Source organism: Helicobacter pylori (assembly GCF_011140715.1).
GTDB lineage: Bacteria > Campylobacterota > Campylobacteria > Campylobacterales > Helicobacteraceae > Helicobacter > Helicobacter pylori_DA.
Map to the genome: position 1 here is coordinate 1 of NZ_SFZZ01000049.1, position 24,262 is coordinate 24,262.

Sequence of the window (24,262 nt, forward strand, 5' to 3'; positions counted from 1 at the left end):
AGCGAGAGAATTTGAACAAAGAGCGAGAGAGCATCAAGAAAGAGATGAAAAAGAGCTTGAAGAGCGAAGAAAGGCGCTAGAAGCGGGTAAAAAATAACATGTTAGAGAAGCAACACATCCAATATTTTAAAAACTTGGTAGGGGGAGAGGATTTTTTCACCGATTTAGCGCATTTGAACGCTTATTGTTATGACGCTACCAAAGAAAGGCATTTGCCTAGCGGTGTGATTTTCCCTAAAAACGAGCAAGAAATCAGCCAGATTTTAAAATATTGCAACGAGCACCGCATCATCGTTGTGCCTAGGGGGGCTGGGAGCGGTTTTACAGGGGGGGCGTTGAGCGTGAGTGGGGGGCTAGTTTTAAGCGTAGAAAAGCATTTGGATAAGATTTTAGAGATTGACACTAAAAATTTAATCGCTAGAGTTGAGCCGGGCGTGATTAACAAGCATTTCCAAAACGAAGTGGAAAAATTGAATCTCTTCTACCCCCCAGATCCAGCGAGTGAAAATCAAAGCACTTTAGGGGGGAATGTCGCTGAAAATGCCGGTGGCATGCGTGCGGCTAAATACGGCATCACGAAAGATTATGTCATGGCTTTAAGGGTGGTTTTAGCGAATGGCGAAATCATAAGGGCGGGCAAAAAAACGATTAAAGATGTCGCCGGCTTTAATATCGCAGGGCTGATGATCGCTAGTGAGGGGTGTTTGGGCGTGATTTCTGAAATCACTTTAAAGCTTTTAGCCAAACCGCCCCTAAAACAGAGCGCGATGGGGGTTTTTAACCATATTGAAGACGCCATGAACGCTGTTTATAAGACAATGAGCAGCGGCGTTACGCCTGTGGCGATGGAATTTTTGGATAATTTGAGTATAAGGGCTGTGGAAGAACGATTTTCTAAAGGCTTACCCAAAGACGCTGGAGCGATACTCATCACTCAAGTGGATGGCGTGGTTAAAGAGCAGATCGCATGGCAACTCAATGAGATAGAAAAGCATTTCAAAGCCAATGGGTGCGTGGATTTTAAGATCGCTCAAAACGAACAAGAAGAGCAGGATTTATGGTTTTCAAGGCGTAACGCTTCTCAAAGTATTAGCGTTTATGGTAAAAAGAAATTGAATGAAGATGTGACCGTTCCTAGGGCGAGCTTGCCGAGTTTGTTGCAAGAAGTCGCCAAAATCAGCCAAAAATACGGCTTTAAAATCCCTTGCTTTGGGCATACGGGCGATGGCAATGTGCATGTGAATATCATGCTAGAAGATCCTAAAAGGGATTTAGAAAAAGGCCATAAGGCTATGGAAGAGATTTTTCAGGCCGCTATTAGTTTGGAGGGGACTTTAAGCGGGGAGCATGGCATAGGCTTGTCTAAAGCCAAATTCATGCCTTTAGCGTTTAATCATAGTGAAATGGAGCTTTTTAGGAACATTAAAAAAGCCCTTGATCCCAATAATATTTTAAACCCTTTTAAAATGGGGCTATAAAGCTTAAAAGCAAGGAAAGCGCATGAAAGTCGGTGTTTATGGGGCGAGCGGTCGTATAGGGAAATTACTTTTAGAAGAATTAAAAGGGGGGTATAAGGGATTAGAGTTATCTAGCGTGTTTGTCAGGCAAAAATGCGAAACGGATTTCAGCTCTTTTTCACACGCCCCTTTAGTAACCAATGATTTAAAAGCGTTTGTGAGGGCATGCGAATGCGTGATTGACTTTTCTTTACCTAAAGGCGTGGATCATTTGCTAGAGGCTCTTTTAGAATGCCCTAAAATTTTAGTTTCTGGCACGACCGGTTTAGAAAAAGAAACGCTAGAAAAAATGCAAAAATTAGCCTTAAAAGCGCCGCTTTTGCACGCGCACAACATGTCTATAGGGATTATGATGCTCAACCAATTAGCCTTTTTAGCTTCTTTGAAATTAAAAGATGCGGATATTGAAATTGTAGAAACGCACCACAATCTCAAAAAAGACGCTCCGAGCGGCACTGCGTTGAGTTTGTATGAAACTTGCGCTAAGGCTAGGGGGTATGATGAAAAAAACGCTCTCACCACTCACAGAGAAGGTTTGCGCTCTAAAGAAAGCATTGGCATAGCCACTTTAAGGGGGGGCGATGTCGCTGGGAAGCACACGATAGGGTTTTATTTAGAGGGCGAATACATAGAACTTAGCCATACGGCGACTAACCGATCTATTTTTGCTAAAGGGGCTTTAGAAGTGGCTCTGTGGCTTAAGGATAAAGCCGCTAAAAAATATGAAATCAACGAGATGTTTGGTTGAATGTTTTAATTCTTTTTGTATAAATAATTCACGCTTTTACGATGAAATATTTCCCCTTTTTAGCCTTACTAAAAGGTTTTTACTATACTATAAGGGATATTGCTAACGATTAAGCTGTATTGGAAGAGTTTATTTTTTTAAGGATTGATCTTGCCTTGGGTCAGTAACATATTTGGCATTTTTTCATTAATATTGAAAAAAGCCCGATCGTTGCAAGCGTCTAAAGGCTAGAACGATTCACATTTTTACCCACAATTAACAAAAATTTGCTAAAATAGAAAAATTTTAAGAAGAAAAGAAACTAAGAAATGAGCCTTTTTGAAGAAATCAAATGCAACGCTAAAGATGGTTGGAGAAATGGTTAGACAAGGTGGGCGCATGAAGCGTTCTAAAAATAGTTTGGTTTGTGTGTCATGCTTACTATAGCATGTATAATTAAGCGTTTGTGATCCACAGATCCACATGGGAAACAAAATGGAAAACAAATCAATAGGACAGATTTTCAAAGAGAGTCTCAAAAAAAGTTTCTTTAGTGGTCTATGGAGTTGCTTAAAATGGAGCTTTATTCTCACTCTGATCAGCTTGGGTTTGTTTTTGCTTGTTTTTAGGTTTCAACCTGAGACGATTAAAAAATACATCAAAGATCCTAAAGATCTACAATTCTACAACGACTTGAGAAAGAAAAATGGCTGGGACAAGTAGATTTATTGTTCCTAAATTGTGTCAGTTGTCAAACAAAAGCGTCGGTTTTGATTTAAATTATGAAGTAGCGCTTGTATGAATAGTATAAAAATACTTTTTTTTGATATACTTAAACGATTGATTTCAATTTGAAGGGAAACGCATGAAATTTTTTACAAGAATCACTGACAGCTACAAGAAAGTTGTAGTAACTTTAGGGCTAGCGATGACAACCAATCCTTTAATGGCGGTCACCAGTCCTGCAGAAGGCGTCACTGAAACTAAAGCTTTGGTTATTCAGATCATTTCTGTTCTAGCGATCGTAGGTGGTTGCGCTCTAGGAGTCAAAGGCATAGCGGATATTTGGAAAATCTCTGATGACATCAAAAGAGGTCAGGCGACTGTTTTTGCTTACGCGCAACCCATAGCTATGTTAGCGGTGGCAGGCGGTATTATCTATTTGAGCACTAAATTTGGCTTCAATATTGGCGGAAGTGGAGGAGCTAGCTAAATTGATCAACAATAATAATAGCAATAAAAAGATAAGAGACTTTTTTTTGAAAGTTCTCTTAAGTCTCGTTGTTTTCAGTTCGTATGGGTCAGCAAATGATGACAAAGAAGCCAAAAAAGAAGCGCTAGAAAAAGAAAAAAACACTCCCAATGGGCTTGTTTATACGAATTTAGATTTTGATAGTTTCAAAGCGACTATCAAAAATTTGAAAGACAAGAAAGTAACTTTCAAAGAAGTCAATCCCGATATTATCAAAGATGAAGTTTTTGACTTCGTGATTGTCAATAGAGTCCTTAAAAAAATAAAGGATTTGAAGCATTACGATCCAGTTATTGAAAAAATCTTTGATGAAAAGGGTAAAGAAATGGGATTGAATGTAGAATTACAGATCAATCCTGAAGTGAAAGACTTTTTTACTTTCAAAAGCATCAGCACGACCAACAAACAACGCTGCTTTCTGTCATTGCGCGGAGAAACAAGAGAAATTTTATGCGATGATAAGCTGTATAATGTTTTATTGGCCGTATTCAATTCTTATGATCCTAATGATCTTTTGAAACATATTAGCACCGTAGAGTCTCTCAAAAAAATCTTTTATACGATTACATGTGAAGCGGTATATCTATAAAGAGAGGGGTGTTTGTGGCAAGCAAACAAGCTGATGAACAAAAAAAGCTAATCATAGAGCAAGAGGTTCAAAAGCGGCAGTTTCAAAAAATAGAAGAGCTTAAAGCAGACATGCAAAAGGGTGTCAATCCCTTTTTTAAAGTCTTGTTTGATGGGGGGAATAGGTTGTTTGGTTTCCCTGAAACTTTTATTTATTCCTCCATATTTATATTGTTTGTAACAATTGTATTATCTGTTATTCTTTTTCAAGCCTATGAACCTGTTTTGATTGTAGCGATTGTTATTGTGCTTGTAGCTCTTGGATTCAAGAAAGATTATAGGCTTTATCAAAGAATGGAGCGAGCGATGAAATTTAAAAAACCTTTTTTGTTTAAGGGCGTGAAAAACAAAGCGTTCATGAGCATTTTTTCCATGAAGCCTAGTAAAGAAATGGCGAATGACATCCACTTAAATCCAAACAGAGAAGACAGACTTGTGAGCGCTGCAAATTCCTATCTAGCGAATAACTATGAATGTTTTTTAGATGATGGGGTGATCCTTACTAACAACTATTCTCTTTTAGGCACAATCAAATTGGGGGGCATTGATTTTTTAACCACTTCCAAAAAAGATCTCATAGAGTTACACGCTTCTATTTATAGCGTTTTTAGGAATTTTGTTACCCCTGAATTCAAATTTTATTTTCACACCATTAAAAAGAAAATCGTTATTGATGAAACCAATAGGGATTATGGTCTTATTTTTTCTAATGATTTCATGCGAGCCTATAATGAGAAGCAAAAGAGAGAAAGTTTTTATGATATTAGTTTTTATCTCACCATAGAGCAAGATTTATTAGACACTCTCAATGAACCCGTGATGAATAAAAAGCATTTTGCAGACAATAATTTTGAAGAGTTTCAAAGGATTATTAGAGCCAAGCTTGAAAACTTCAAGGATAGGATAGAGCTTATAGAAGAGCTACTGAGTAAATACCACCCCACTAGATTGAAAGAATACACCAAAGATGGCATTATTTACTCCAAACAATGCGAGTTTTATAATTTTTTGGTGGGAATGAATGAAGCCCCTTTTATTTGCAACCGAAAAGACTTGTATCTCAAAGAAAAAATGCATGGTGGGGTGAAAGAAGTTTATTTTGCTAATAAGCATGGAAAAATCTTAAATGATGATTTGAGTGAAAAATATTTTAGCGCTATTGAAATTAGTGAATACGCCCCTAAATCACAGAGCGATTTGTTTGATAAAATCAACGCTCTAGACAGCGAATTCATCTTTATGCATGCTTATTCGCCTAAAAACTCACAAGTTTTAAAGGACAAACTAGCTTTCACCTCTAGAAGGATTATTATTAGTGGAGGCTCCAAAGAGCAAGGCATGACTTTGGGTTGCTTGAGCGAATTAGTGGGTAATGGTGATATTACGCTAGGCAGTTATGGTAATTCTTTAGTGCTGTTTGCTGATAGCTTTGAAAAAATGAAACAAAGCGTTAAGGAATGCGTCTCGAGTCTTAACGCTAAAGGTTTTTTAGCCAACGCAGCGACTTTCTCTATGGAAAATTACTTTTTTGCCAAACATTGTTCTTTTATCACGCTTCCTTTTATTTTTGATGTAACTTCTAACAATTTTGCTGATTTCATAGCGATGAGAGCGATGAGTTTTGATGGCAATCAAGAGAATAACGCTTGGGGCAATAGCGTGATGACGCTAAAAAGCGAGATCAATTCGCCTTTTTATTTGAACTTCCACATGCCTACTGATTTTGGTTCAGCTTCAGCAGGACACACTTTGATACTTGGCTCAACCGGTTCAGGTAAGACAGTGTTTATGTCCATGACTCTAAACGCTATGGGGCAATTTGCCTATAATTTTCCTGCTAATGTCAGCAAAGACAAGCAAAAGCTCACTATGGTCTATATGGATAAAGATTATGGCGCTTATGGGAATATTGTCGCAATGGGTGGGGAGTATGTCAAGATTGAGCTAGGGACAGATACAGGATTAAATCCTTTTGCTTGGGCGGCTTGCGTGCAAAAAACAGATGCAACAATGGAGCAAAAACAAACAGCTATTTCTGTTGTCAAAGAGCTTGTGAAAAACCTAGCGACCAAAAGCGATGAAAAAGATGAAAATGGCAACAGCGTCTCTTTTAGCCTAGCAGATTCTAACACGCTTGCAGCGGCAGTAACCAACCTTATCACAGGAGATATGAACCTAGATTATCCCATCACTCAACTTATTAATGCTTTTGGGAAAGACCACAACGATCCTAATGGGCTTGTCGCGCGATTAGCGCCTTTTTGCAAATCAACCAATGGTGAATTTCAATGGCTTTTTGATAATAAAGCAACAGATCGATTAGATTTTTCAAAAACGATTATTGGCGTTGATGGGTCAAGTTTCTTAGACAATAATGATGTTTCGCCCTTTATTTGTTTTTACCTTTTCGCTCGTATCCAAGAAGCAATGGATGGGCGTAGATTTGTCTTAGATATTGATGAAGCGTGGAAATATTTAAGCGATCCAAAGGTCGCTTATTTTGTAAGAGACATGCTAAAAACTGCAAGGAAAAGAAACGCTATTGTTAGACTTGCGACTCAAAGCATCACTGATCTTTTGGCTTGCCCTATTGCTGATACGATTAGAGAACAATGCCCTACAAAGATTTTTTTGAGAAACGATGGGGGTAATCTTTCTGATTACCAAAGATTAGCTAATGTTACAGAAAAAGAATTTGAAATCATCACTAAGGGGCTGGATAGGAAAATCCTCTACAAACAGGATGGAAGCCCTAGCGTTATCGCTAGTTTTAATTTGAGAGGCATTCCTAAAGAATATTTGAAAATTTTATCCACAGATACTGTATTTGTCAAAGAAATTGACAAGATTATCCAAAACCATAGTATCATAGATAAATATCAGGCCTTGAGGCAAATGTATCAACAAATAGAGGAGTATTAAAATGAAACAAAGTTTGCGCGAACAAAAATTATTGAAAATTTTGGAAAATGATGTCTTGACGATTTTGGATAGTTTTTCTAATTACCTTTTTGAACTGAGAGAAGAATTGGACTTCATAGAAGAAGAAATGGAAGGTGAAATCACTGAACAAAACCTTACCGCTCTTTATGATTTTTCTAATTTCTTAGAAGACCATGTCAATGTGTTTTATGAGAATGTTTTGAATATAGATGATGTCAAAACAGAACACCTTTATTCAGGTCTCATAGATAGTCTTAACGCTAATCTTCACTTTGTCAAGTCATTTCTCAGTAATCAGGATTTAGATTTCCGCTTTTTTAAAGAAATAAACGATGGGCAAGATCCCCAAAAAACATTATCAAGATTGATTCCTCTTCAAAGTGGGAAAAATGATGCAAGCTCGTTTAAAGCCAATAATTCTTTTGTTTCATTAGTTTATGTTTATGCTTACTTCATGCTAGAAACTATCAGGCAGTCGTATAGGATTCTCAGATTACTAGAAAAACCTATCAATAACAACATAAGCGAGGACATGCAGAGCGATATAGAGAATTTTTTTGTTCAAGCGAATTTTTTAGAATACTATGTTCAGAACAAAATATACCCAACCAATCATGCCTATGACTTCACGCATTTGATCATGGACTCCATTATTCCTAATTGGATTCAGACTGATATGAGCGTTGAAGCTAAAAAGAAAGAGCTTTTTGAAAAATATTTTCAAAACATTGATGAAGTAACAAACAAAATGCTCGATCAAGAAAATCAAAACAAAAACAGCGATTGAGTCGTGTTAATGCGCTAGAATAATGCTAAAAATAAGAATAAAGGAGTCAAAAGTATGAAAACGAACTTTTATAAAATTAAATTACTATTTGCTTGGTGTCTTATCATTGGCATGTTTAACGCTCCACTTAACGCTGACCAAAACACGGATATAAAAGATATTAGTCCTGAAGATATGGCGCTAAATAGCGTGGGGCTTGTTTCTAGAGATCAGCTAAAAATAGAGATCCCTAAAGAAACCCTAGAGCAAAAAGTGGCCATACTCAATGACTATAATGATAAGAATGTTAATATCAAGTTTGACGACATAAGTTTAGGGAGTTTCCAACCTAATGATAACCTAGGTATCAATGCGATGTGGGGCATTCAAAATCTTCTCATGAGCCAAATGATGAGCGATTACGGTCCAAACAATTCTTTCATGTATGGTTATGCACCAACATACTCAGATTCATCATTTTTACCACCGATCTTAGGGTATTAACTAGGGGGTATTAACATGGCAGGCACACAAGCTATATATGAATCATCTTCTGCAGGATTCTTATCGCAAGTCTCCTCAATCATCTCAAGCACAAGTGGTGTCGCAGGGCCATTTGCAGGAATAGTAGCGGGCGCTATGACAGCAGCGATTATTCCTATTGTTGTGGGATTTACTAATCCGCAAATGACCGCTATCATGACCCAATACAATCAAAGCATCGCTGAAGCTGTAAGCGTGCCTATGAAAGCCGCTAACCAACAATACAACCAATTGTATCAAGGTTTTAACGATCAAAGCATGGCTGTGGGGAACAATATCTTAAATATCAGCAAATTAACAGGGGAATTTAACGCGCAAGGCAACACGCAAAGTGCGCAAATTGGTGCTGTTAATAGTCAGATTGCAAGCATTTTAGCGAGTAACACTACCCCTAAAAATCCTAGCGCTATTGAAGCTTATGCGACGAATCAAATCGCTGTTCCTAGCGTGCCAACAACGGTTGAAATAATGAGCGGTATATTAGGCAATATTACAAGCGCAGCACCAAAATACGCCCTAGCTCTACAAGAGCAACTGCGTTCTCAAGCAAGCAACAGCTCAATGAATGATACAGCCGATTCCCTTGATAGCTGTACCGCTTTAGGCGCGCTTGTTGGCTCATCAAAAGTGTTTTTCAGTTGCATGCAAATTTCTATGACTCCCATGAGTGTCTCTATGCCCACTGTTTATGCCAAATACCAAGCGTTAGCCACTAATGCCCTAACTTCAGGCGTTAATCCTATGACCACTCCTGCATGCCCTATTGGGGACAAGGTTCTTGCCGTTTATTGCTATGCTGAAAAAGTAGCAGAAATTTTGAGAGAATACTATATAGAATTTGTGAAAAACAATACCAATTTGTTGCAGAACGCTTCTCAAATGATACTCGGTCAATCAGGATTAGCTACTAGCACCTATGACACTCAAGCGATTTCTAACATAAGCTCGCTATATAATTACAATATAGTAGCGAATAAATCTTTTTTGAAATCGTATTTGACTTACCTTGATTACATCAAAGACAAGCTTAAGGGGCAAAAAGATAGCTACTTAACAGAAAGGGTGCAAACTAAAATAATCGTGAAGTGAGGAAAGAGATGTGAAATGTTTTTTAAGCATATTTTCTTTCTTGACTTTTTGTGGCTTGTCCTTGAATGGTGCAGAGGTAGTAATGACGCTTGAACCTGCCTTAAAAGCTATTCAGGCGGACGCACAAGCCAAACAAAAAACCGCTCAAGCCGAATTAAAAGCCATAGAGGCTCAGTCTAGTGCCAAAGAAAAAGCCATTCAAGCGCAAATAGAGGGAGAATTGAGAACTCAGCTTGCAACCATGAGCGCTATGTTAAAAGGGGCTAATGGCGTTATTAATGGTGTCAATGGCATGACAGGGGGGTTTTTTGCAGGTTCAGACATCTTGCTTGGCGTCATGGAAGGGTATTCAAGCGCGCTTAGCGCATTGGGGGGGAATGTCAAAATAATCGTGGAAAAACAAAAAATTAACACCCAAACAGAAATCCAAAACATGCAAATCGCGCTCCAAAAAAATAACGAAATAATCAAGCTCAAAATGAACCAGCAAAACGCTCTCTTAGAAGCGTTAAAAAACAGCTTTGAACCGAGTGTTACCCTAAAAACACAAATGGAAATGCTTTCTCAAGCTCTAGGAAGTTCTTCTGACAACGCTCAATACATCGCTTACAATACGATTGGTATCAAGGCGTTTGAAGAAACCTTAAAAGGTTTTGAAACATGGTTGAAAACAGCTATGCAAAAAGCGACCCTTATTGACTATAATTCCCTAACGGGTCAGGCTTTGTTTCAAAGCGCCATCTATGCGCCTGCTCTTAGTTTTTTTTCAAGCATGGGCGCACCATTTGGAATCATTGAAACATTCACTCTAGTACCCACAAAATGCCCCTATCTTGATGGGCTAAAAATTTCAGCATGCCTTATGGAACAGGTTATTCAGAATTACAGAATGATTGTAGCCCTTATTCAAAATAAACTGAGTGATGCAGATTTTCAAAATATCGCTTATTTGAATGGGATCAATGGAGAAATCAAAACCTTAAAAGGATCAGTAGATTTGAATGCGCTCATAGAAGTTGCGATCTTAAACGCAGAAAATCATTTAAACTATATAGAGAATCTTGAAAAAAAAGCCGACCTTTGGGAAGAACAACTGAAATTAGAAAGAGAAACGACAGCAAGAAACATTGCTAGCTCTAAAGTTATTGTCAAATGAAAACACTCGTGAAAAATACCATATCTTCTTTTTTGCTCTTGTCTGTTTTGATGGCAGAAGATATAACAAGCGGCTTAAAGCAACTGGATAGCACCTACCAAGAGACCAACCAACAAGTGCTCAAAAACTTAGATGAGATTTTTTCAACCACTAGCCCTAGCGCTAATAATAAAATAGGTCAAGAAGATGCTCTAAACATCAAAAAAGCGGCCATTGCTTTGAGAGGAGATCTAGCGTTATTGAAAGCCAATTTTGAAGCGAATGAGTTATTTTTCATCTCAGAAGATGTGATTTTCAAGACTTATATGTCTAGCCCTGAACTTTTATTAACCTATATGAAAATCAATCCCTTAGACCAAAATACCGCTGAGCAGCAATGCGGAATATCCGATAAAGTTTTAGTTCTTTATTGTGAAGGGAAGCTGAAAATCGAGCAAGAAAAACAAAATATAAGAGAGCGTTTAGAAACTTCTCTAAAGGCATATCAGAGCAACATTGGAGGTACAGCTTCCTTAATCACTGCTTCACAGACGCTTGTAGAAAGCCTAAAAAATAAAAATTTCATCAAAGGAATCAGAAAGCTTATGTTAGCTCACAACAAGGTCTTTTTAAATTATTTAGAGGAGTTGGACGCATTAGAAAGATCCCTAGAACAAAGTAAGCGACAATACCTACAAGAAAGGCAATCAAGTAAGATCATTGTTAAATGATTTTTCTGAGATGACAAGCTATGATTTCTAATTTTTGGGATTTGTTTCTCTAGTTGTTTTTTGAACTAATAATTTGGATCGCTATTTTTTTCCATGAGCGATACTTTGTTCTATTTGATTAATGACGCTATTGGGCAGTTCAGATTTAGAGCGATTGTTTGAGAATGTTGCATCTTTTGCTTTATTTTCTTTTGTATCAGTAGTGCCAAACTCACTTGCATTTGTAGTATCTTGGTAGTTATTTTCTTGCTCCATTTCTTTTTTTCTCTTCTCACAAATAGCGCACGAAGCTATAAGAAAGGTTCTATTGTTGCTGTTATTAAGAGCGAGTTTTAAACCACTCAAGTGTTGTCTAGAAAACTTGTTATTTTCTGTCTCTATTTCTTGAATTTTCTCTAATAAGGGGGCAAGAATTTTTTGATCCTTGATGTCTTTGATCAAACACTTTCTTAACCCATCATAATCGTTGCTTGAAATAATACACTCATTGATAATGATTTCAATTTCAGGCGTTCTCCACTCATCAGGTACAAGCGGAGCAGCAGGTTTCACAAAAGATTCATTCACTTTATTGATCATCTCATCAAAGTTATCATCTTTATTAGATTTGGTTTCAGTGGAAGAATTGCCATTAGGGTTGTCATTCAAAGGGTTAGCGTTAGTTTCGTTTAATTCTTGCAATCCTCTGTGCTTAGCCGCTTTTTTTTGAACAGAAGAGTTGTTCTTTTTTTCAAACGCTTCAATATTCTTTTGAATTTGTTCTGCTCTCGCCCTGTCATTTCGTAATTTTTCTCTCAAAGCGTTAGTGGCGAATTCTTTTTCCTCTTTTGTAATTTCTTTGTCGTCATGTCTTTGATAGAGTGTTTTGATTTTTTTAAAGCCTAAAGCCACTAATTCTTTGTATTCACTCGGTAATAATGCTGTATTGATAGCGTTTAAGCCCCCATAAACAACCAAAGAATAAAGAGCGACAGAACCTAATTTTTTGAAGATACTTTTCAAGATCATCTCCTTTCCTATTCAAAGGGATTATTCTTAGCAACATTGTTCCGGTATGCAGAAACCACTGTTTTGAAGAAATTAAATATCTTGTAGTGTTCTTTTTGCATAGTTGTTTTGTCGCTCATCATAGGATCGCTATCTACGAAGATATTGTATTCATTAGTCTTTTTTAATATAGATTTTTTGGATTGGGTATCAAAATTGAAGCTGTCTAAAACCAACAAACACAATTTTTGTTTTTGTGCGAAACTCAATTTTTGATTGGTGAAGTTTTTAGTCAGAGTATTCAATTCCACATCATCTTTGACATTTTTCAACAAGTTAGAAAAAGCCTCATAACCCCTTAAATATTTCTCATTGATCTTATCAATCGCCATGCTAAACGCCAAGCGTTCCGAGTTAAAAATAAGCGTGTTGGTGGCTTTTTGAGCAATATCTTTTGCTTTGGAGTCAAATTTGTTTCTTTCAAGCTGCAAGTAATAATCTATATTATCCAATTCTTTTCTGCTCAATAAATTAGAAATGTTATTGGAATATTCTTCAATCGCTTGCTTGTAAGATAGAGCTAATCGGCTCGCTTTTTTGTTTTGTTCTTCATCTAAAGAAAACACACCCATTTGAAGCAAAGCCTGAGCCTTATCTTTAGTGGTAGCGGTAGTTTTTTTAAAAATACTGCTCGTTTTCACTTGGGGGTAGTAATAACTCAAACGCTCCTTATCTTCTTTGGTGAATGTTTCTTGGTTTAAAACATAGGCATAAGGGTTAGGGAGGAGTTTCTTATAGAGAGGGTTATCTTTTAAGGCTTGCTCTAGATCCCCATAAGCCTTTGACTTAGCAGTAAGGATTTTACCTCTTGTCTCTTTCTCTAGAGCCTCTTTTTCTTTTTTGTATTTGTTTTCTAAATCTAAAAGAACTTTAGCTCTGTAATCCACAAGCTCTTTGATTTTTTGTTTTCTAAAAACCAAGTCTTCTAAGAAATCATGCGTATTGTTTAAGAGCTTCTTGCGAGCTTTAAGAGCGTCTTCTTTTGCGGCCACTTCTTCTTGTTCTTTTTTTATCTCGTTGAAAAATGAACCAAACTGCTCCACATTAGCCGACAAAACTCCAAACACAACCAATGAGCTAAAAACGATTTTTGCAAGCATCTTATTAGTTTTTGTAACCTTAAATTTTCAAAAAATACCAACACATTTTACCACAATTTCCACAAAACCATGGATCAAAACTTTTCCATATTCAAAAGGTAAGTAAAATCTAGGTCTTATAGTGTTATGTTTTTCTTGCTTGTATGCGACTTGTTGGTATTTTTTAAGTTTACCTTAAGGTTATTTTTATATAATGGACTTGTGTTTTTTGGATAGAAACTCCTTTATTCCTTGATAGGTGTTTTCTATTCTTTGTTTGACATTAAATAAACAAATCGTTGGTTTGTGTTATATCGCATGTTAGTATCAGCATAGTAGGGTATTCTTTGGGATTTTGAGCTAGATTGAGGTGGTTTTGTAAAAGACTTACTGTTTCCTATGCTCCTTTATAGGTTCACCGCCTTGAACTAGTTCTTTCAAAACCAAAATGAAACGACCGGTTAGCAAATTGAAACAAAACTTTTTACAATTCAAACATTCTTTCAACAAACATTTAGATAAATACAGCTTTTATTATAGGCTGTTCAATATCAGTTCTATCGTTATAGGTTTTTTAATAGCCCTTTTTTCTTATGGGGCAGGGGTGATTTTAGTTTATCCAATATTATTCTTGTTTGCTCTTATAATAAAACCTAGCTTTTTTTATTACACTACTTATCTTTTGCTGCTCGTTTCTCTCAGTATAATAAGCAAATACTATCTCTTAAGCCACGCAAAATTCACAATGAAGCTAATCATGCTTATGACTCAATGGCAAAATTGGTTCTTATGATTCGTTCAAAAATTTCTCAAGACTTGATTTAGAGAAATTTCTTTATTTCCAAACATTAGCATAAAACCTTACTGGCTAAAAACTAAAATCTTTTTAAGCGCATACCCAAAGCTAGCTTATTTGAAAAAACCAATCTATTTTTGGTATTCAAATCCTAAAACCCCATGATTTTAAATTTAAAGGAGCGTTTTTTAAAAATAATTCTGCATCTAGTGTGTTAGTAATTTGTTTTTGATATGGTGGTGGTTTTCCAAATTAATATTGATAAAAATTTGCTATAATTAGGAGATAAAAACAAAAAGGATATGGCTTGTTTGGTGGCAAAATATTTGATTTGTTTGCGATTGGTGGTTGCTTACCGCTTGATTTCATGAGTAATCTTAGATTCAAGAATTTTCTTAGTAGCTTTAGGTATGCTATTGTGAAATGCTTCCTACTAAAACACGCATTAGAGATCCGAACAAGCAAGAACTTACACAACCAAAAATAAAAGGACTGATCATGGGAAAAATTTTAGCTTCTTTGTTGGGTGGCGGAACAAATCTTTTTACAGGTTTATCCAGTGATTTGTTTTCTATGATATTAAATTTTTTGTTCTTTCTGATGTTAATGATGGGACTTAATGAAGCATTAGGGAAAAAATTTAATTTGCCTATGGACAATATCAAGAATTTTATGGCAGAAGTGCTGAAGAATGGATTCGATAGTATCAAAAACATGGGATCTGCTTTGGTTGGTAATGGTTTTGGTAGCAGCAAATCAGACAAAACCGCTAATAAAATGAGTGTCTCTCAAGTAAGACTCTAGTGGTGTATTAACTATCTAAAGGTGAAATTTTTTCATCTTTCACGCAGAGCTTTGTTTGATCAACAAGGCAATAGATTACTGGCTGAACATTATGATTTTATTACTTAAGACTCCTTTTTGAAAATGAGTTATCTTAACTCTTTATTTTAGTTGTAACGCATTTTTACGACCGATCTTGCTTTTTAAAAATAATATATAATATTAAAACTTTTTTAAATCGGTTTTTAGGGCTATTTGTGAAAGCGTTTTTTGTAGGTTTTGAAAAATAGATATAAGAGTGATTGAAACAATATCTTATGGTTAAAAAATGGTTTCTTGCTCTTTGAATTATGACCGCTCTGAAATTTTCACACAACAGATATTGTATAATTTTAATATAAAACTTTACGATTTGAACAATCTAAAGAGAAACAAAATCCACTGAAGGGATCAAGAGCGATATGAGTAATAACATGCGAAAACTCTTCTCAATGATTGCTGACTCAAAAGATAAGAAAGAAAAACTTATTGAGAGCTTGCAGGAGAACGAACTTTTAAACACTGATGAAAAAAAGAAAATCATAGATCAAATAAAAACCATGCATGATTTTTTCAAGCAGATGCATACAAACAAGGGAGCGTTAGATAAGGTTCTAAGAAATTACATGAAAGATTATCGCGCTGTTATCAAAAGCATTGGTGTTGATAAATTTAAAAAGATTTATCGATTGCTTGAGAGTGAGACTATGGAGCTGTTGCATGCGATTGCAAAGAATCCTAATTTCTTATTCTCTAAATTTGATCGATCAATTCTTGGAATATTTCTGCCTTTCTTCAGCAAGCCCATCATGTTTAAGATGAGTATTAGAGAAATGGACTCGCAAATAGAATTGTATGATACTAAGCTCCCACTATTGAAATTGTTTGTGATGACAGATGAAGAAGTGAATTTCTATGCTAATCTAAAAACCATTGAACAATATAACGACTATGTTAGGGATTTGCTGATGAAATTTGATCTTGAAAAATACATGGAAGAAAAAGGAGTGCAAAACGCTTGATGTGGAAAACAAACAAAAAATCTCGGCACAACTAACAAAATTCAGTTTGAAAAATATTTGTCTCAAGCAGAGACAGAATTAAAAAATGATGAGTGCTTTAAAAAGATTACCTACCTGATCGCCTTACCTATCAAGTAAAGCTAACGCCCATTGGCGTTTCTCTCTACCCTAATAGAAAAATCTATTCTCTCCTTTTCTTTCAATCACTTACCGCTGAGCAAACTTCTGATTTGATTGCGTAAGTATTCATTCTCTCTTTCTTCTTGCAACTTCTCCCTAACTTCTTCCTCTCTGGTTTGCATGTTCAAGTTGCCATTCTTAAAAATCTCAGAACTAATCACATTCTGCCTCATTTGATAACCTGCACGATTACTCAAGGTTTCTAAAATTTCTCGTTGGTTATTTTTCCTAGTGGTATATTCTTGTTCCTTGTCTTGTAAGAGAGTCTTGTAATACTGATTGATTTTTTCTAGCTGAGCTTTTTCTCTTGCCACTTCATTGATCACTTGCTTGTTGTTTGCTCCACTCACATCATAGCCATGCAAGTTTTTTGTGTTAGCTCCTAGCATTGGCTGACTTCCTTGCAACACATCAAAGGTCTGTGGTTTTTCTTTGTTGTTAGGATTATCATTGTAGTTACTCGCTATCATCACCACACCCTTTTGATTCAAAGTAGGCTGCAAATAAAAATCAATGTCGGATCTTGCCCCGTTAGCTTGGAAGTAATTCTTGTATTGAAGGATCTTATTGGCATCGCCTATGAGCGTAATCTTTTTAGAATGATGAACAAGTTTGAAAGTTAGTACAACTTGTTTATTATCCAGCAAATAGTCCTTGTAATTTGGCAACTTTACTTGCACCATGAATGGTGTGTCTTTGAGTTTGTCATTTAAGGGTATCTCACTATACTTTTCTATCAGTTCATTATACACAGGCGTATAAACATGGTTCTTTTGTTTCACCACTTTTTTCGCATAGTTACTGCACGCGCTTAAAGTTAAACACAGAATTGTCGCACCGATTAAAACACTTGCTCTCAGTTTCATTATTGTTTCTCCTTATTGCTCTCGTTTCATTAGTTTCATTCTGCACCGCCTTGTTTCTTTGAAGTGAAAAGACCATTGATAAAATTTTTTATACCAATAACCTTAATAACTTTATAAATCAAATAGCCCATACCTATGAAGCAAATGTTTTTCAAAACAAAAAGCACCTTATCGTTAGTGCTACCAATTCCTAAGATATATAGTTCATAAATCGATCTAATTGTTTCTAATCCAAAAAATAAAACCGCACCCACGCCAAAGGCATAGTAAAAATACTGAAGTTTTAGTTTTGTTTTTAGACTTTCCACTAGCTCTGTGTTTTTGCTAGTTCTTAAAAAGACAAAATAGATTGCAAACAAAACAAATATCCCACCCATACACAATCCTAACAGATGCTCTAGTCCCCCTATATATCCTAAGAATGAATGAGCATATGCTTCCATTATTCTTTGTTTGGCTTGTCCTATCTGCATCAGAAGTTCATACCTTTTTTCTTGCGGTAGCTTTTCTATTTCTATTAGGATATTTTTCAACTCTTCTTGATTCTTTAAAGCTTCGTGAAATCTTTGCTCCCCTAAACTCCCTTTAGGATATAATGAGTCTAGCAAATTTAAGAGATCATTGCTCTGTGAGTTGCTAGGTGGTGGGGCGTTTAGCGGATTAGGTCCATGATGCTCTGTTGTATCGTTCATGAAGCTCCTTTCAAGAATTAAATTGAGAACTTATTTTGATATTATACCATTCTCTCTATGAGTTGCGATTGTCTTATCTCTTTGAATTAGGCGCTTCTAAAATTTCATTACTGATTACGGCTGCTTACTCATTACTCTTACTTTTTGAGTTGCATCGTGTTTCATCTTGCTTCTTGTTTGAAACAAGTCGCTGCTTACATTGATTATCAAGGTATCTTTGTTCAATGCCTTATCCAAAAAGGTTTTTGTTAAAGGTTTTTTCAAATACATAGTTTTTACAGAGATTTTGCTATAATTAGGGTTATTTTAAGGAGTCTTTAATGAAAAATCTCTCAAGTTTTACAACCAACAAACCAATAATTAAACAATAAAGCTGTCGCATGTTAGGGAAAAAAAACGAAGAAGTTTTGATTGATGAAAATTTGGTTGGGGGTGTGATAGCCCTTGATAGATTGGCAAAACTCAATAAGGCCAATAGGACTTTCAAAAGGGCTTTTTATCTCTCTATGGCACTCAATGTCGCCGCTGTAACGAGTATTGTGATGATGATGCCTTTGAAGAAAACGGATATATTTGTTTATGGCATTGATCGATACACAGGAGAATTTAAAATTGTCAAACGCTCCGATGCTAGGCAAATTGTCAATTCTGAAGCTGTTGTGGATAGCGCAACTTCAAAATTTGTCTCATTGCTGTTTGGTTATAGCAAAAATTCTTTGAGGGATCGCAAGGATCAACTAATGCAGTATTGCGATGTGAGTTTCCAAACCCAAGCAATGAGAATGTTCAATGAAAATATCAGACAATTCGTAGATAAAGTCCGAGCAGAAGCTATCATTAGTTCTAACATACAAAGAGAAAAAGTCAAAAATAGTCCCTTAACGAGATTAACATTTTTCATTACCATCAAAATCACACCTGATACGATGGAAAATTATGAATATATTACTAAAAAACAAGTAACTATTTATTATGATTTTGCTAGAGGTAACTCTTCTCAAGAAAATCTTATCATCAATCCTTTTGGCTTCAAAGTGTTTGATATTCAAATCACGGATTTACAAAACGAACAAACAGTAAGCGAAATTTTGAGAAAGATTAAAGAAGTGGAATCAAAAAATAAGGCATTAAATAAATAAGAACATGTTTAATATTAAAAGGACTTTTTTAGTAACGATCATAAGTTTTTTTCTCATTGTTCCTAATTGGCTGAAAGCTATTGATTTGCCCATTGTTTCAAATCTCAAAATTTACCAAACAGTTTATTGCATGCTGATACCGAGTTATGTTTTAACCAACAAGAGTTTTGCAGATATTTTAACAGGCTATACATCTATTGGCCAATCAGGGAGTGGAAAGAGTTCAGGGCAGGGTGTGATCGAAGCACTTAGCACACCATTAGCCACAAGTTTAGCCGCTAGCAATCTGGTGAAATATTTGAACACTTTAGGTCCTTTATGGGGATCGGCGTGGGCAAGTGTTGCTACAGCTATACAAGGCTTTGCTCTAACGCCATCAAGTGGCTGTAATTTTGGTTGGAACGCATTGATAAATAAAAACATAGATGTATCCATGGATAGCATGCTAGACAATTTGAGCAACAAGATTCAGAATTTCACCAAAGGCGGTGTTGAGGACAATGTGAAAGGCAATGTTCTTTTACAAATAATTAGCTCAATAACCGCTCAAGCTTCTACGAATATTACAGCTGATGGTTTAATTTGGCTGATTGGCAAAGAATTCACTGCAAATAAACTGCAAAACAACACTACAGCCATGCTTGCTTTTGCCGCACTAGAATCTGTTGTCAAAGGAGCGGACGCTGCTGTTCTTCCTGCATATGGTGTAGTCAATCTGCCTGATATTATCATAGGGCAAGGGTCATATCTTGATTTTGTTTCTTACCTAATTTATATTGTTTTTGGGATTTTTGTTTTCATTTCTTTTATGAAATTGAGGGATATTTCAAATGGCATTCAGCTTAACATAGGTTTTGAATACATGCGATTTGTTGGGGGGACATTATTCAAAATGGCGATGGTCTCTTTTATCGCCTATGCAGGTTTTGGTTATCTTTATAAAATCTCTTATTCCATTTATTTTGGTTTAGCAGGCGCTTTTGGGCTGAATCAAGTTCTTTTTTGGGCTTTAGATTTAGTGTTGAATTATACTGTTAATTCAATTTTACCTGCGGTAAGAGCTGTTTTTTCTAATGTTGGCAACAACGCTCCTAGTTTGTTACAAGGCTTGCAAGTGGCAGGTATTTCTTTATTCGCTATTTTTATGCAAGTAACTATCATTATGAGAATAAGCACTGTCGTTGTGAAACCTTTGATAGCGGGGGCTTTTAGCGGTATTGTGTTCCCTATTGCAGTATGTTTGATCGTGCTAGATTGGTTCAAAGATTCTATGAAAAACATATTGATATGGTTTATTAATAATTTGTTTATCTTGGTTCTAGCTATTCCTATTTTGCTCTTTGGTGTTTTGGCATTATTGGCATTCAATTTGACCATAACGCCCTCTGTTGCTATACAAAACATCAATCAAGGGGGACTAGGTATCGATTCAACTATTGCGAGTTTGATCACCCTATTTATTTTAAAAGGTTTCATAGAGACGATTATTGAGAGCGTCAATGCGATCGTTAATACCATTTTCAGCTCTGTTTCTATGGATGGTAGCAGAATGGATAGAGAAAGAGATGCCTTAATGGTGGGAAGAGTTGGTGGATCTATGTTTAAAGGCTAGCCACTTTATTCTTGTGTTACAATTACAAATATTTTTTAAGAGGAATTGTTGATGGAGCAGGCATTTTTTAAAAAAATTGTTGGCTGTTTCTGTCTTGGTTATTTATTTTTATCTAGCGTAATAGAAGCAGCACCTGACATTAAAAATTTTAATCGTGGCAGGGTGAAAGTGGTGAATAAGAAGATTGCTTATTTGGGAGATGAAAAACCCATCACGATTTGGACTTCATTAGACAATGTTACTGTGATCCAACTTGAAAAAGATGAAACTATTTCTTACATCACAACAGGTTTCAATAAAGGTTGGAATATTGTGCCTAATTCTAATCACATATTCATTCAACCTAAATCGGTAAAAAGTAATCTCATGTTTGAAAAAGAAGCAGTGAATTTTGCCCTAATGACAAGAGATTACCAAGAATTTTTAAAAACAAAAAAACTTATCGTAGATGCGCCTGACCCTAAAGAATTAGAAGAACAAAAAAAAGCTCTAGAAAAAGAAAAAGAAGCTAAAGAACAGGCGCAAAAAGCGCAAAAAGATAAAAGAGAAAAAAGAAAAGAAGAGCGTGCAAAAAATAGAGCCAATTTAGAAAATCTCACTAACGCTATGAGTAACCCACAAAATTTGAGCAATAACAAAAATCTTAGCGAATTGATCAAGCAACAGAGAGAAAATGAATTAGACCAAATGGAACGACTAGAGGACATGCAAGAACAGGCTCAAGCTAACGCGCTCAAACAAATTGAAGAACTCAACAAGAAACAAGCTGAAGAGACAATCAAGCAAAGAGCCAAAGATAAAATCAGTATTAAGACAGATAAGCCTCAAAAAAGTCCTGAGGATAACTCCATAGAATTATCTCCTAGCGATAGCGCTTGGAGAACTAATCTTGTTGTGCGAACTAATAAAGCCTTGTATCAATTCATTTTGAGGATAGCTCAAAAAGACAATTTTGCTTCAGCGTATCTAACAGTCAAATTAGAATACCCACAAAGACACGAAGTCTCTAGCGTTATTGAAGAGGAACTAAAAAAGAGAGAAGAAGCAAAGAGGCAGAAAGAATTGATTAAGCAAGAAAATCTTAACACCACAGCCTACATCAATAGAGTAATGATGGCGAGCAATGAACAGATTATCAACAAAGAAAAAATAAGAGAAGAAAAACAAAAAATTATCTTAGATCAAGCAAAGGCGCTAGAGACCCAATATGTGCATAATGCGTTAAAAAGAAACCCTGTGCCTAGAAACTATAATTACTACCAAGCGCCTGAAAAACGCTCTAAACATATTATGCCCTCTGAAATTTTTGATGATGGCACATTCACTTATTTTGGTTTCAAAAACATCACTCTCCAACCTGCTATTTTTGTGGTTCAACCTGATGGGAAATTGAGCATGACTGATGCCGCCATTGATCCTAATATGACCAATTCAGGATTGAGATGGTATAGAGTTAATGAAATTGCAGAGAAGTTTAAACTCATTAAAGACAAAGCCCTTGTAACAGTGATCAATAAAGGCTATGGGAAAAATCCATTGACAAAAAATTACAATATCAAAAACTATGGTGAATTGGAGCGTGTGATTAAAAAGCTCCCTCTTGTCAGAGATAAATAAAAAGGCGTTAAGACATGAATGAAGAAAACGATAAACTTGAAACTTCTAAAAAAGCCCAACAAGATTCACCCCAAGATCTATCTAATGAAGAAGCAACAGAAGCCAGTCATTTTGAAGATCTTTTAAAAGAAGAAAGTTCAGACAATCATCTTGACAATTCCACAGAAACTAAAACCCATTTTGATGAAGACAAGCCAGAAGAAACCCAAACTCAAATGGATTCTGGAGGTAATGAAACTTCAGAATCTAGCAATGGCAGTCTGGCAGACAAGTTATTCAAGAAAGCTAGAAAATTAGTTGATGATAAAAGACCTTTCACTCAGCAAAAGAGTTTAGATGAAGAAGCCCAAAAACTGAACGAAGAAGACGATCAAGAAAATAATTGGCATCAAGAAGAAACTCAAACGGACTTAATTGATGATGAAACTTCTGAAAAAACCCAACAAGATTCACCCCAAGATCTATCTAATGAAGAAGCGACAGAAGCCAATCATTTTGAAGATCTTTTAAAAGAAGAAAGCTCAGACAATCATCTTGACAATTCCACAGAAACTAAAACCCAAGAAACTAAAACCCAAGAAACTAAAACCCATTTTGATGAAGACAAGCTAGAAGAAATAACTGACGACTCTAACGATCAAGAGATTATCAAAGGAAGCAAAAAGAAATACATTATTGGCGGCATTGTAGTCGCTGTTCTTATTGTGATTATTTTATTTTCTAGAAGCATTTTTCACTACTTTATACCTTTGGAAGATAAAAGTTCTCGTTTTAGCAAAGACAGGAATCTTTATGTTAATGATGAAATCCAAATAAGGCAAGAGTATAACCGATTGCTGAAAGAACGGAATGAAAAAGGCAATATGATCGATAAAAATCTTTTCTTCAATGACGATCCCAATAGAACCTTATACAACTATTTGAATATTGCAGAAATTGAGGACAAAAACCCATTGAGAGCCTTTTATGAGTGTATTAGTAATGGTGGCAACTATGAAGAATGTTTGAAGCTTATCAAAGACAAAAAACTTCAAGATCAAATGAAAAAGACTCTAGAGGCTTATAACGACTGCATCAAAAATGCCAAAACTGAAGAAGAAAGGATCAAGTGTTTAGATTTAATCAAAGATGAAAACCTGAAAAAAAGCTTACTGAACCAACAAAAAGTTCAAGTGGCTCTAGATTGTTTGAAAAACGCTAAAACCGATGAAGAACGGAAAGAGTGCCTAAAACTCATAAATGACCCTGAGATTAGAGAGAAATTCCGTAAGGAATTAGAGCTTCAAAAAGAGCTTCAAGAGTATAAAGATTGTATCAAAAACGCCAAAACAGAAGCTGAGAAAAACGAATGCTTGAAAGGCTTGTCTAAAGAAGCTATAGAAAGATTGAAACAACAAGCGCTAGATTGTTTGAAAAACGCTAAAACCGATGAAGAACGAAACGAGTGCTTGAAAAATATTCCCCAAGACTTGCAAAAAGAACTACTAGCTGATATGAGCGTCAAGGCTTACAAGGACTGCGTTTCAAGAGCTAGGAATGAAAAAGAGAAAAAAGAGTGTGAGAAATTGCTCACGCCTGAAGCGAAAAAAAAGTTAGAACAACAGGTTCTAGATTGTTTGAAAAACGCTAAAACCGATGAAGAACGAAAAAAGTGTTTGAAAGATCTCCCTAAAGACTTACAAAGCGATATTTTAGCTAAAGAGAGCTTGAAAGCTTATAAAGACTGCGCATCTCAAGCTAAAACTGAAGCTGAAAAAAAAGAATGCGAGAAATTACTCACACCCGAAGCGAAAAAACTTTTAGAAGAAGAAGCCAAAGAGAGCGTTAAGGCTTATTTGGATTGCGTATCTCAAGCCAAAACTGAAGCTGAGAAACAAGAATGCGAGAAATTACTCACGCCTGAAGCGAAAAAAAAGTTAGAAGAAGCCAAAAAGAGCGTTAAGGCTTATTTGGATTGCGTATCTCAAGCCAAAACTGAAGCTGAGAAAAAAGAGTGTGAGAAATTACTCACGCCTGAAGCGAGGAAACTTTTAGAGAAGCAAGCACTAGATTGTTTGAAA

The 24,262-nt window shown here is 35.9% G+C and carries 25 protein-coding genes; 20 read left to right on the forward strand and 5 right to left on the reverse strand.

Features of this window, described 5'->3' with window-relative positions; all coding sequences use genetic code 11:
* The 9 genes from EWZ81_RS08735 to cagG all read left to right on the forward strand — a co-directional run.
* The coding region (locus tag EWZ81_RS08735) for a plasminogen-binding protein pgbA C-terminal domain-containing protein (RefSeq protein ID WP_165549124.1) at window positions 1–97 on the forward strand (97 nt) is incomplete at its 5' end.
* 1 nt (window position 98) lies between these two features.
* Window positions 99–1,478, forward strand: coding sequence for a glycolate oxidase subunit GlcD (glcD, locus tag EWZ81_RS04240; protein WP_165549125.1), 1,380 nt, complete (start codon window positions 99–101; stop codon window positions 1,476–1,478).
* Window positions 1,479–1,500: 22 nt separating this feature from the next.
* Entirely contained in the window at window positions 1,501–2,265 is a 765-nt protein-coding gene (gene dapB / locus EWZ81_RS04245; RefSeq protein WP_165549126.1) for a 4-hydroxy-tetrahydrodipicolinate reductase, read from the forward strand.
* Between the two features lie 474 nt (window positions 2,266–2,739).
* A complete protein-coding gene (gene cagB / locus EWZ81_RS04250) occupies window positions 2,740–2,967 on the forward strand; it encodes a cag pathogenicity island protein B (protein WP_000428894.1) in 228 nt (75 codons plus the stop codon).
* Between the two features lie 142 nt (window positions 2,968–3,109).
* Entirely contained in the window at window positions 3,110–3,457 is a 348-nt protein-coding gene (cagC, locus tag EWZ81_RS04255) for a cag pathogenicity island type IV secretion system protein CagC (RefSeq protein ID WP_165549127.1), read from the forward strand.
* Window positions 3,458–3,461: 4 nt separating this feature from the next.
* Window positions 3,462–4,085 (forward strand): cag pathogenicity island type IV secretion system protein CagD, encoded by a 624-nt coding sequence (gene cagD / locus EWZ81_RS04260; RefSeq protein WP_165549137.1) that lies wholly within the window; start codon window positions 3,462–3,464, stop codon window positions 4,083–4,085.
* A gap of 8 nt (window positions 4,086–4,093) precedes the next feature.
* Window positions 4,094–7,045: a cag pathogenicity island type IV secretion system ATPase CagE gene (cagE, locus tag EWZ81_RS04265; protein WP_165549128.1), complete on the forward strand. Its 2,952-nt coding sequence runs from the start codon at window positions 4,094–4,096 to the stop codon at window positions 7,043–7,045.
* A 1-nt stretch (window position 7,046) separates the two neighbouring features.
* The gene (gene cagF / locus EWZ81_RS04270) at window positions 7,047–7,853 is read left to right on the forward strand and encodes a type IV secretion system chaperone CagF (protein ID WP_000814257.1); all 807 of its coding nucleotides are present in this window, start codon (window positions 7,047–7,049) and stop codon (window positions 7,851–7,853) included.
* 54 nt (window positions 7,854–7,907) lie between these two features.
* Window positions 7,908–8,336, forward strand: coding sequence for a cag pathogenicity island type IV secretion system translocation protein CagG (gene cagG, locus EWZ81_RS04275; protein WP_000855886.1), 429 nt, complete (start codon window positions 7,908–7,910; stop codon window positions 8,334–8,336).
* Here the strand turns inward: cagG and EWZ81_RS08465 are convergent.
* Window positions 8,333–8,533: a hypothetical protein gene (locus tag EWZ81_RS08465; protein WP_000562364.1), complete on the reverse strand. Its 201-nt coding sequence runs from the start codon at window positions 8,531–8,533 to the stop codon at window positions 8,333–8,335. The genes cagG and EWZ81_RS08465 overlap by 4 nt on opposite strands.
* Here EWZ81_RS08465 and EWZ81_RS04280 point away from each other — a divergent pair.
* Genes EWZ81_RS04280 through cagL form a run of 3 tightly spaced genes read left to right on the forward strand, consistent with a single transcriptional unit; the run spans window position 8,520 to window position 11,330 of the window.
* A complete protein-coding gene (locus EWZ81_RS04280) occupies window positions 8,520–9,464 on the forward strand; it encodes a sodium:calcium antiporter (protein WP_240146746.1) in 945 nt (314 codons plus the stop codon). The two genes, EWZ81_RS08465 and EWZ81_RS04280, sit on opposite strands and share 14 nt — an antisense overlap.
* A gap of 10 nt (window positions 9,465–9,474) precedes the next feature.
* Complete coding sequence (gene cagI, locus EWZ81_RS04285; RefSeq protein ID WP_165549130.1) at window positions 9,475–10,620, forward strand: cag pathogenicity island type IV secretion system translocation protein CagI; 1,146 nt, start codon at window positions 9,475–9,477, stop codon at window positions 10,618–10,620.
* Window positions 10,617–11,330: a cag pathogenicity island VirB5 family T4SS-associated adhesin CagL gene (gene cagL / locus EWZ81_RS04290; RefSeq protein ID WP_000855300.1), complete on the forward strand. Its 714-nt coding sequence runs from the start codon at window positions 10,617–10,619 to the stop codon at window positions 11,328–11,330. The genes cagI and cagL overlap by 4 nt, the downstream gene beginning before the upstream one ends.
* 81 nt (window positions 11,331–11,411) lie before the next feature.
* Here cagL and cagN read toward each other — a convergent pair whose 3' ends face one another.
* On the reverse strand, window positions 11,412–12,332 hold the full coding sequence (gene cagN, locus EWZ81_RS04295; protein WP_165549131.1) for a cag pathogenicity island type IV secretion system protein CagN: 921 nt from the start codon (window positions 12,330–12,332) through the stop codon (window positions 11,412–11,414).
* Window positions 12,333–12,346: 14 nt separating this feature from the next.
* A complete protein-coding gene (cagM, locus tag EWZ81_RS04300) occupies window positions 12,347–13,477 on the reverse strand; it encodes a type IV secretion system apparatus protein CagM (protein ID WP_150199571.1) in 1,131 nt (376 codons plus the stop codon).
* Window positions 13,478–13,904: 427 nt separating this feature from the next.
* Between cagM and cagP the strand changes: the two genes are divergently transcribed.
* The 4 genes from cagP (at window position 13,905) to cagS (ending at window position 16,096) form a co-directional block, all read left to right on the forward strand.
* A complete protein-coding gene (cagP, locus tag EWZ81_RS04305; RefSeq protein ID WP_165549132.1) occupies window positions 13,905–14,249 on the forward strand; it encodes a cag pathogenicity island protein CagP in 345 nt (114 codons plus the stop codon).
* Window positions 14,250–14,559: 310 nt separating this feature from the next.
* Window positions 14,560–14,739: a hypothetical protein gene (locus EWZ81_RS08470; protein WP_078296781.1), complete on the forward strand. Its 180-nt coding sequence runs from the start codon at window positions 14,560–14,562 to the stop codon at window positions 14,737–14,739.
* Complete coding sequence (gene cagQ / locus EWZ81_RS04310) at window positions 14,676–15,056, forward strand: cag pathogenicity island type IV secretion system protein CagQ (protein WP_011549989.1); 381 nt, start codon at window positions 14,676–14,678, stop codon at window positions 15,054–15,056. The genes EWZ81_RS08470 and cagQ overlap by 64 nt, the downstream gene beginning before the upstream one ends.
* 440 nt (window positions 15,057–15,496) lie before the next feature.
* Entirely contained in the window at window positions 15,497–16,096 is a 600-nt protein-coding gene (gene cagS, locus EWZ81_RS04315; protein WP_165549133.1) for a cag pathogenicity island protein CagS, read from the forward strand.
* 203 nt (window positions 16,097–16,299) lie between these two features.
* Here the strand turns inward: cagS and cagT are convergent, their stop codons facing one another.
* Complete coding sequence (cagT, locus tag EWZ81_RS04320) at window positions 16,300–17,142, reverse strand: type IV secretion system apparatus protein CagT (protein WP_165549134.1); 843 nt, start codon at window positions 17,140–17,142, stop codon at window positions 16,300–16,302.
* Window positions 17,143–17,177: 35 nt separating this feature from the next.
* A complete protein-coding gene (gene cagU, locus EWZ81_RS04325; protein ID WP_077656983.1) occupies window positions 17,178–17,834 on the reverse strand; it encodes a cag pathogenicity island translocation protein CagU in 657 nt (218 codons plus the stop codon).
* Between the two features lie 380 nt (window positions 17,835–18,214).
* Between cagU and cagV the strand changes: the two genes are divergently transcribed.
* The 4 genes from cagV to EWZ81_RS04345 form a co-directional block, all read left to right on the forward strand.
* On the forward strand, window positions 18,215–18,973 hold the full coding sequence (gene cagV / locus EWZ81_RS04330) for a cag pathogenicity island type IV secretion system protein CagV (RefSeq protein WP_000900784.1): 759 nt from the start codon (window positions 18,215–18,217) through the stop codon (window positions 18,971–18,973).
* A 4-nt stretch (window positions 18,974–18,977) separates the two neighbouring features.
* Window positions 18,978–20,585, forward strand: a complete 1,608-nt coding sequence (gene cagW / locus EWZ81_RS04335; protein WP_165549135.1) for a cag pathogenicity island VirB6 family T4SS protein CagW — start codon at window positions 18,978–18,980, stop codon at window positions 20,583–20,585.
* 51 nt (window positions 20,586–20,636) lie between these two features.
* Window positions 20,637–22,202 carry a type IV secretion system apparatus protein CagX gene (gene cagX, locus EWZ81_RS04340; RefSeq protein WP_165549136.1) on the forward strand — a complete coding sequence of 522 codons (1,566 nt, stop codon included), beginning with the start codon at window positions 20,637–20,639 and terminating at the stop codon, window positions 22,200–22,202.
* 14 nt (window positions 22,203–22,216) lie between these two features.
* On the forward strand, window positions 22,217–24,262 hold a 2,046-nt coding region (locus EWZ81_RS04345; protein WP_275690026.1), incomplete at its 3' end, for a CagY family CD-EC repeat-containing protein.

Bases quoted from the DNA above. Each gene is read 5' to 3' on its own strand.
- glcD (WP_165549125.1), top strand. From the start codon at position 99: ATGTTAGAGAAGCAACACATCCAATATTTTAAAAACTTGGTAGGGGGA.
- dapB (WP_165549126.1), top strand. From the start codon at position 1,501: ATGAAAGTCGGTGTTTATGGGGCGAGCGGTCGTATAGGGAAATTACTT.
- cagB (WP_000428894.1), top strand. From the start codon at position 2,740: ATGGAAAACAAATCAATAGGACAGATTTTCAAAGAGAGTCTCAAAAAA.
- cagC (WP_165549127.1), top strand. From the start codon at position 3,110: ATGAAATTTTTTACAAGAATCACTGACAGCTACAAGAAAGTTGTAGTA.
- cagF (WP_000814257.1), top strand. From the start codon at position 7,047: ATGAAACAAAGTTTGCGCGAACAAAAATTATTGAAAATTTTGGAAAAT.
- cagG (WP_000855886.1), top strand. From the start codon at position 7,908: ATGAAAACGAACTTTTATAAAATTAAATTACTATTTGCTTGGTGTCTT.
- EWZ81_RS04280 (WP_240146746.1), top strand. From the start codon at position 8,520: ATGACCGCTATCATGACCCAATACAATCAAAGCATCGCTGAAGCTGTA.
- EWZ81_RS08465 (WP_000562364.1), bottom strand. From the start codon at position 8,533: ATGATAGCGGTCATTTGCGGATTAGTAAATCCCACAACAATAGGAATA.
- cagL (WP_000855300.1), top strand. From the start codon at position 10,617: ATGAAAACACTCGTGAAAAATACCATATCTTCTTTTTTGCTCTTGTCT.
- cagM (WP_150199571.1), bottom strand. From the start codon at position 13,477: ATGCTTGCAAAAATCGTTTTTAGCTCATTGGTTGTGTTTGGAGTTTTG.
- cagP (WP_165549132.1), top strand. From the start codon at position 13,905: ATGAAACGACCGGTTAGCAAATTGAAACAAAACTTTTTACAATTCAAA.
- cagQ (WP_011549989.1), top strand. From the start codon at position 14,676: ATGCTTCCTACTAAAACACGCATTAGAGATCCGAACAAGCAAGAACTT.
- cagS (WP_165549133.1), top strand. From the start codon at position 15,497: ATGAGTAATAACATGCGAAAACTCTTCTCAATGATTGCTGACTCAAAA.
- cagT (WP_165549134.1), bottom strand. From the start codon at position 17,142: ATGAAACTGAGAGCAAGTGTTTTAATCGGTGCGACAATTCTGTGTTTA.
- cagU (WP_077656983.1), bottom strand. From the start codon at position 17,834: ATGAACGATACAACAGAGCATCATGGACCTAATCCGCTAAACGCCCCA.
- cagV (WP_000900784.1), top strand. From the start codon at position 18,215: ATGTTAGGGAAAAAAAACGAAGAAGTTTTGATTGATGAAAATTTGGTT.
- cagW (WP_165549135.1), top strand. From the start codon at position 18,978: ATGTTTAATATTAAAAGGACTTTTTTAGTAACGATCATAAGTTTTTTT.
- cagX (WP_165549136.1), top strand. From the start codon at position 20,637: ATGGAGCAGGCATTTTTTAAAAAAATTGTTGGCTGTTTCTGTCTTGGT.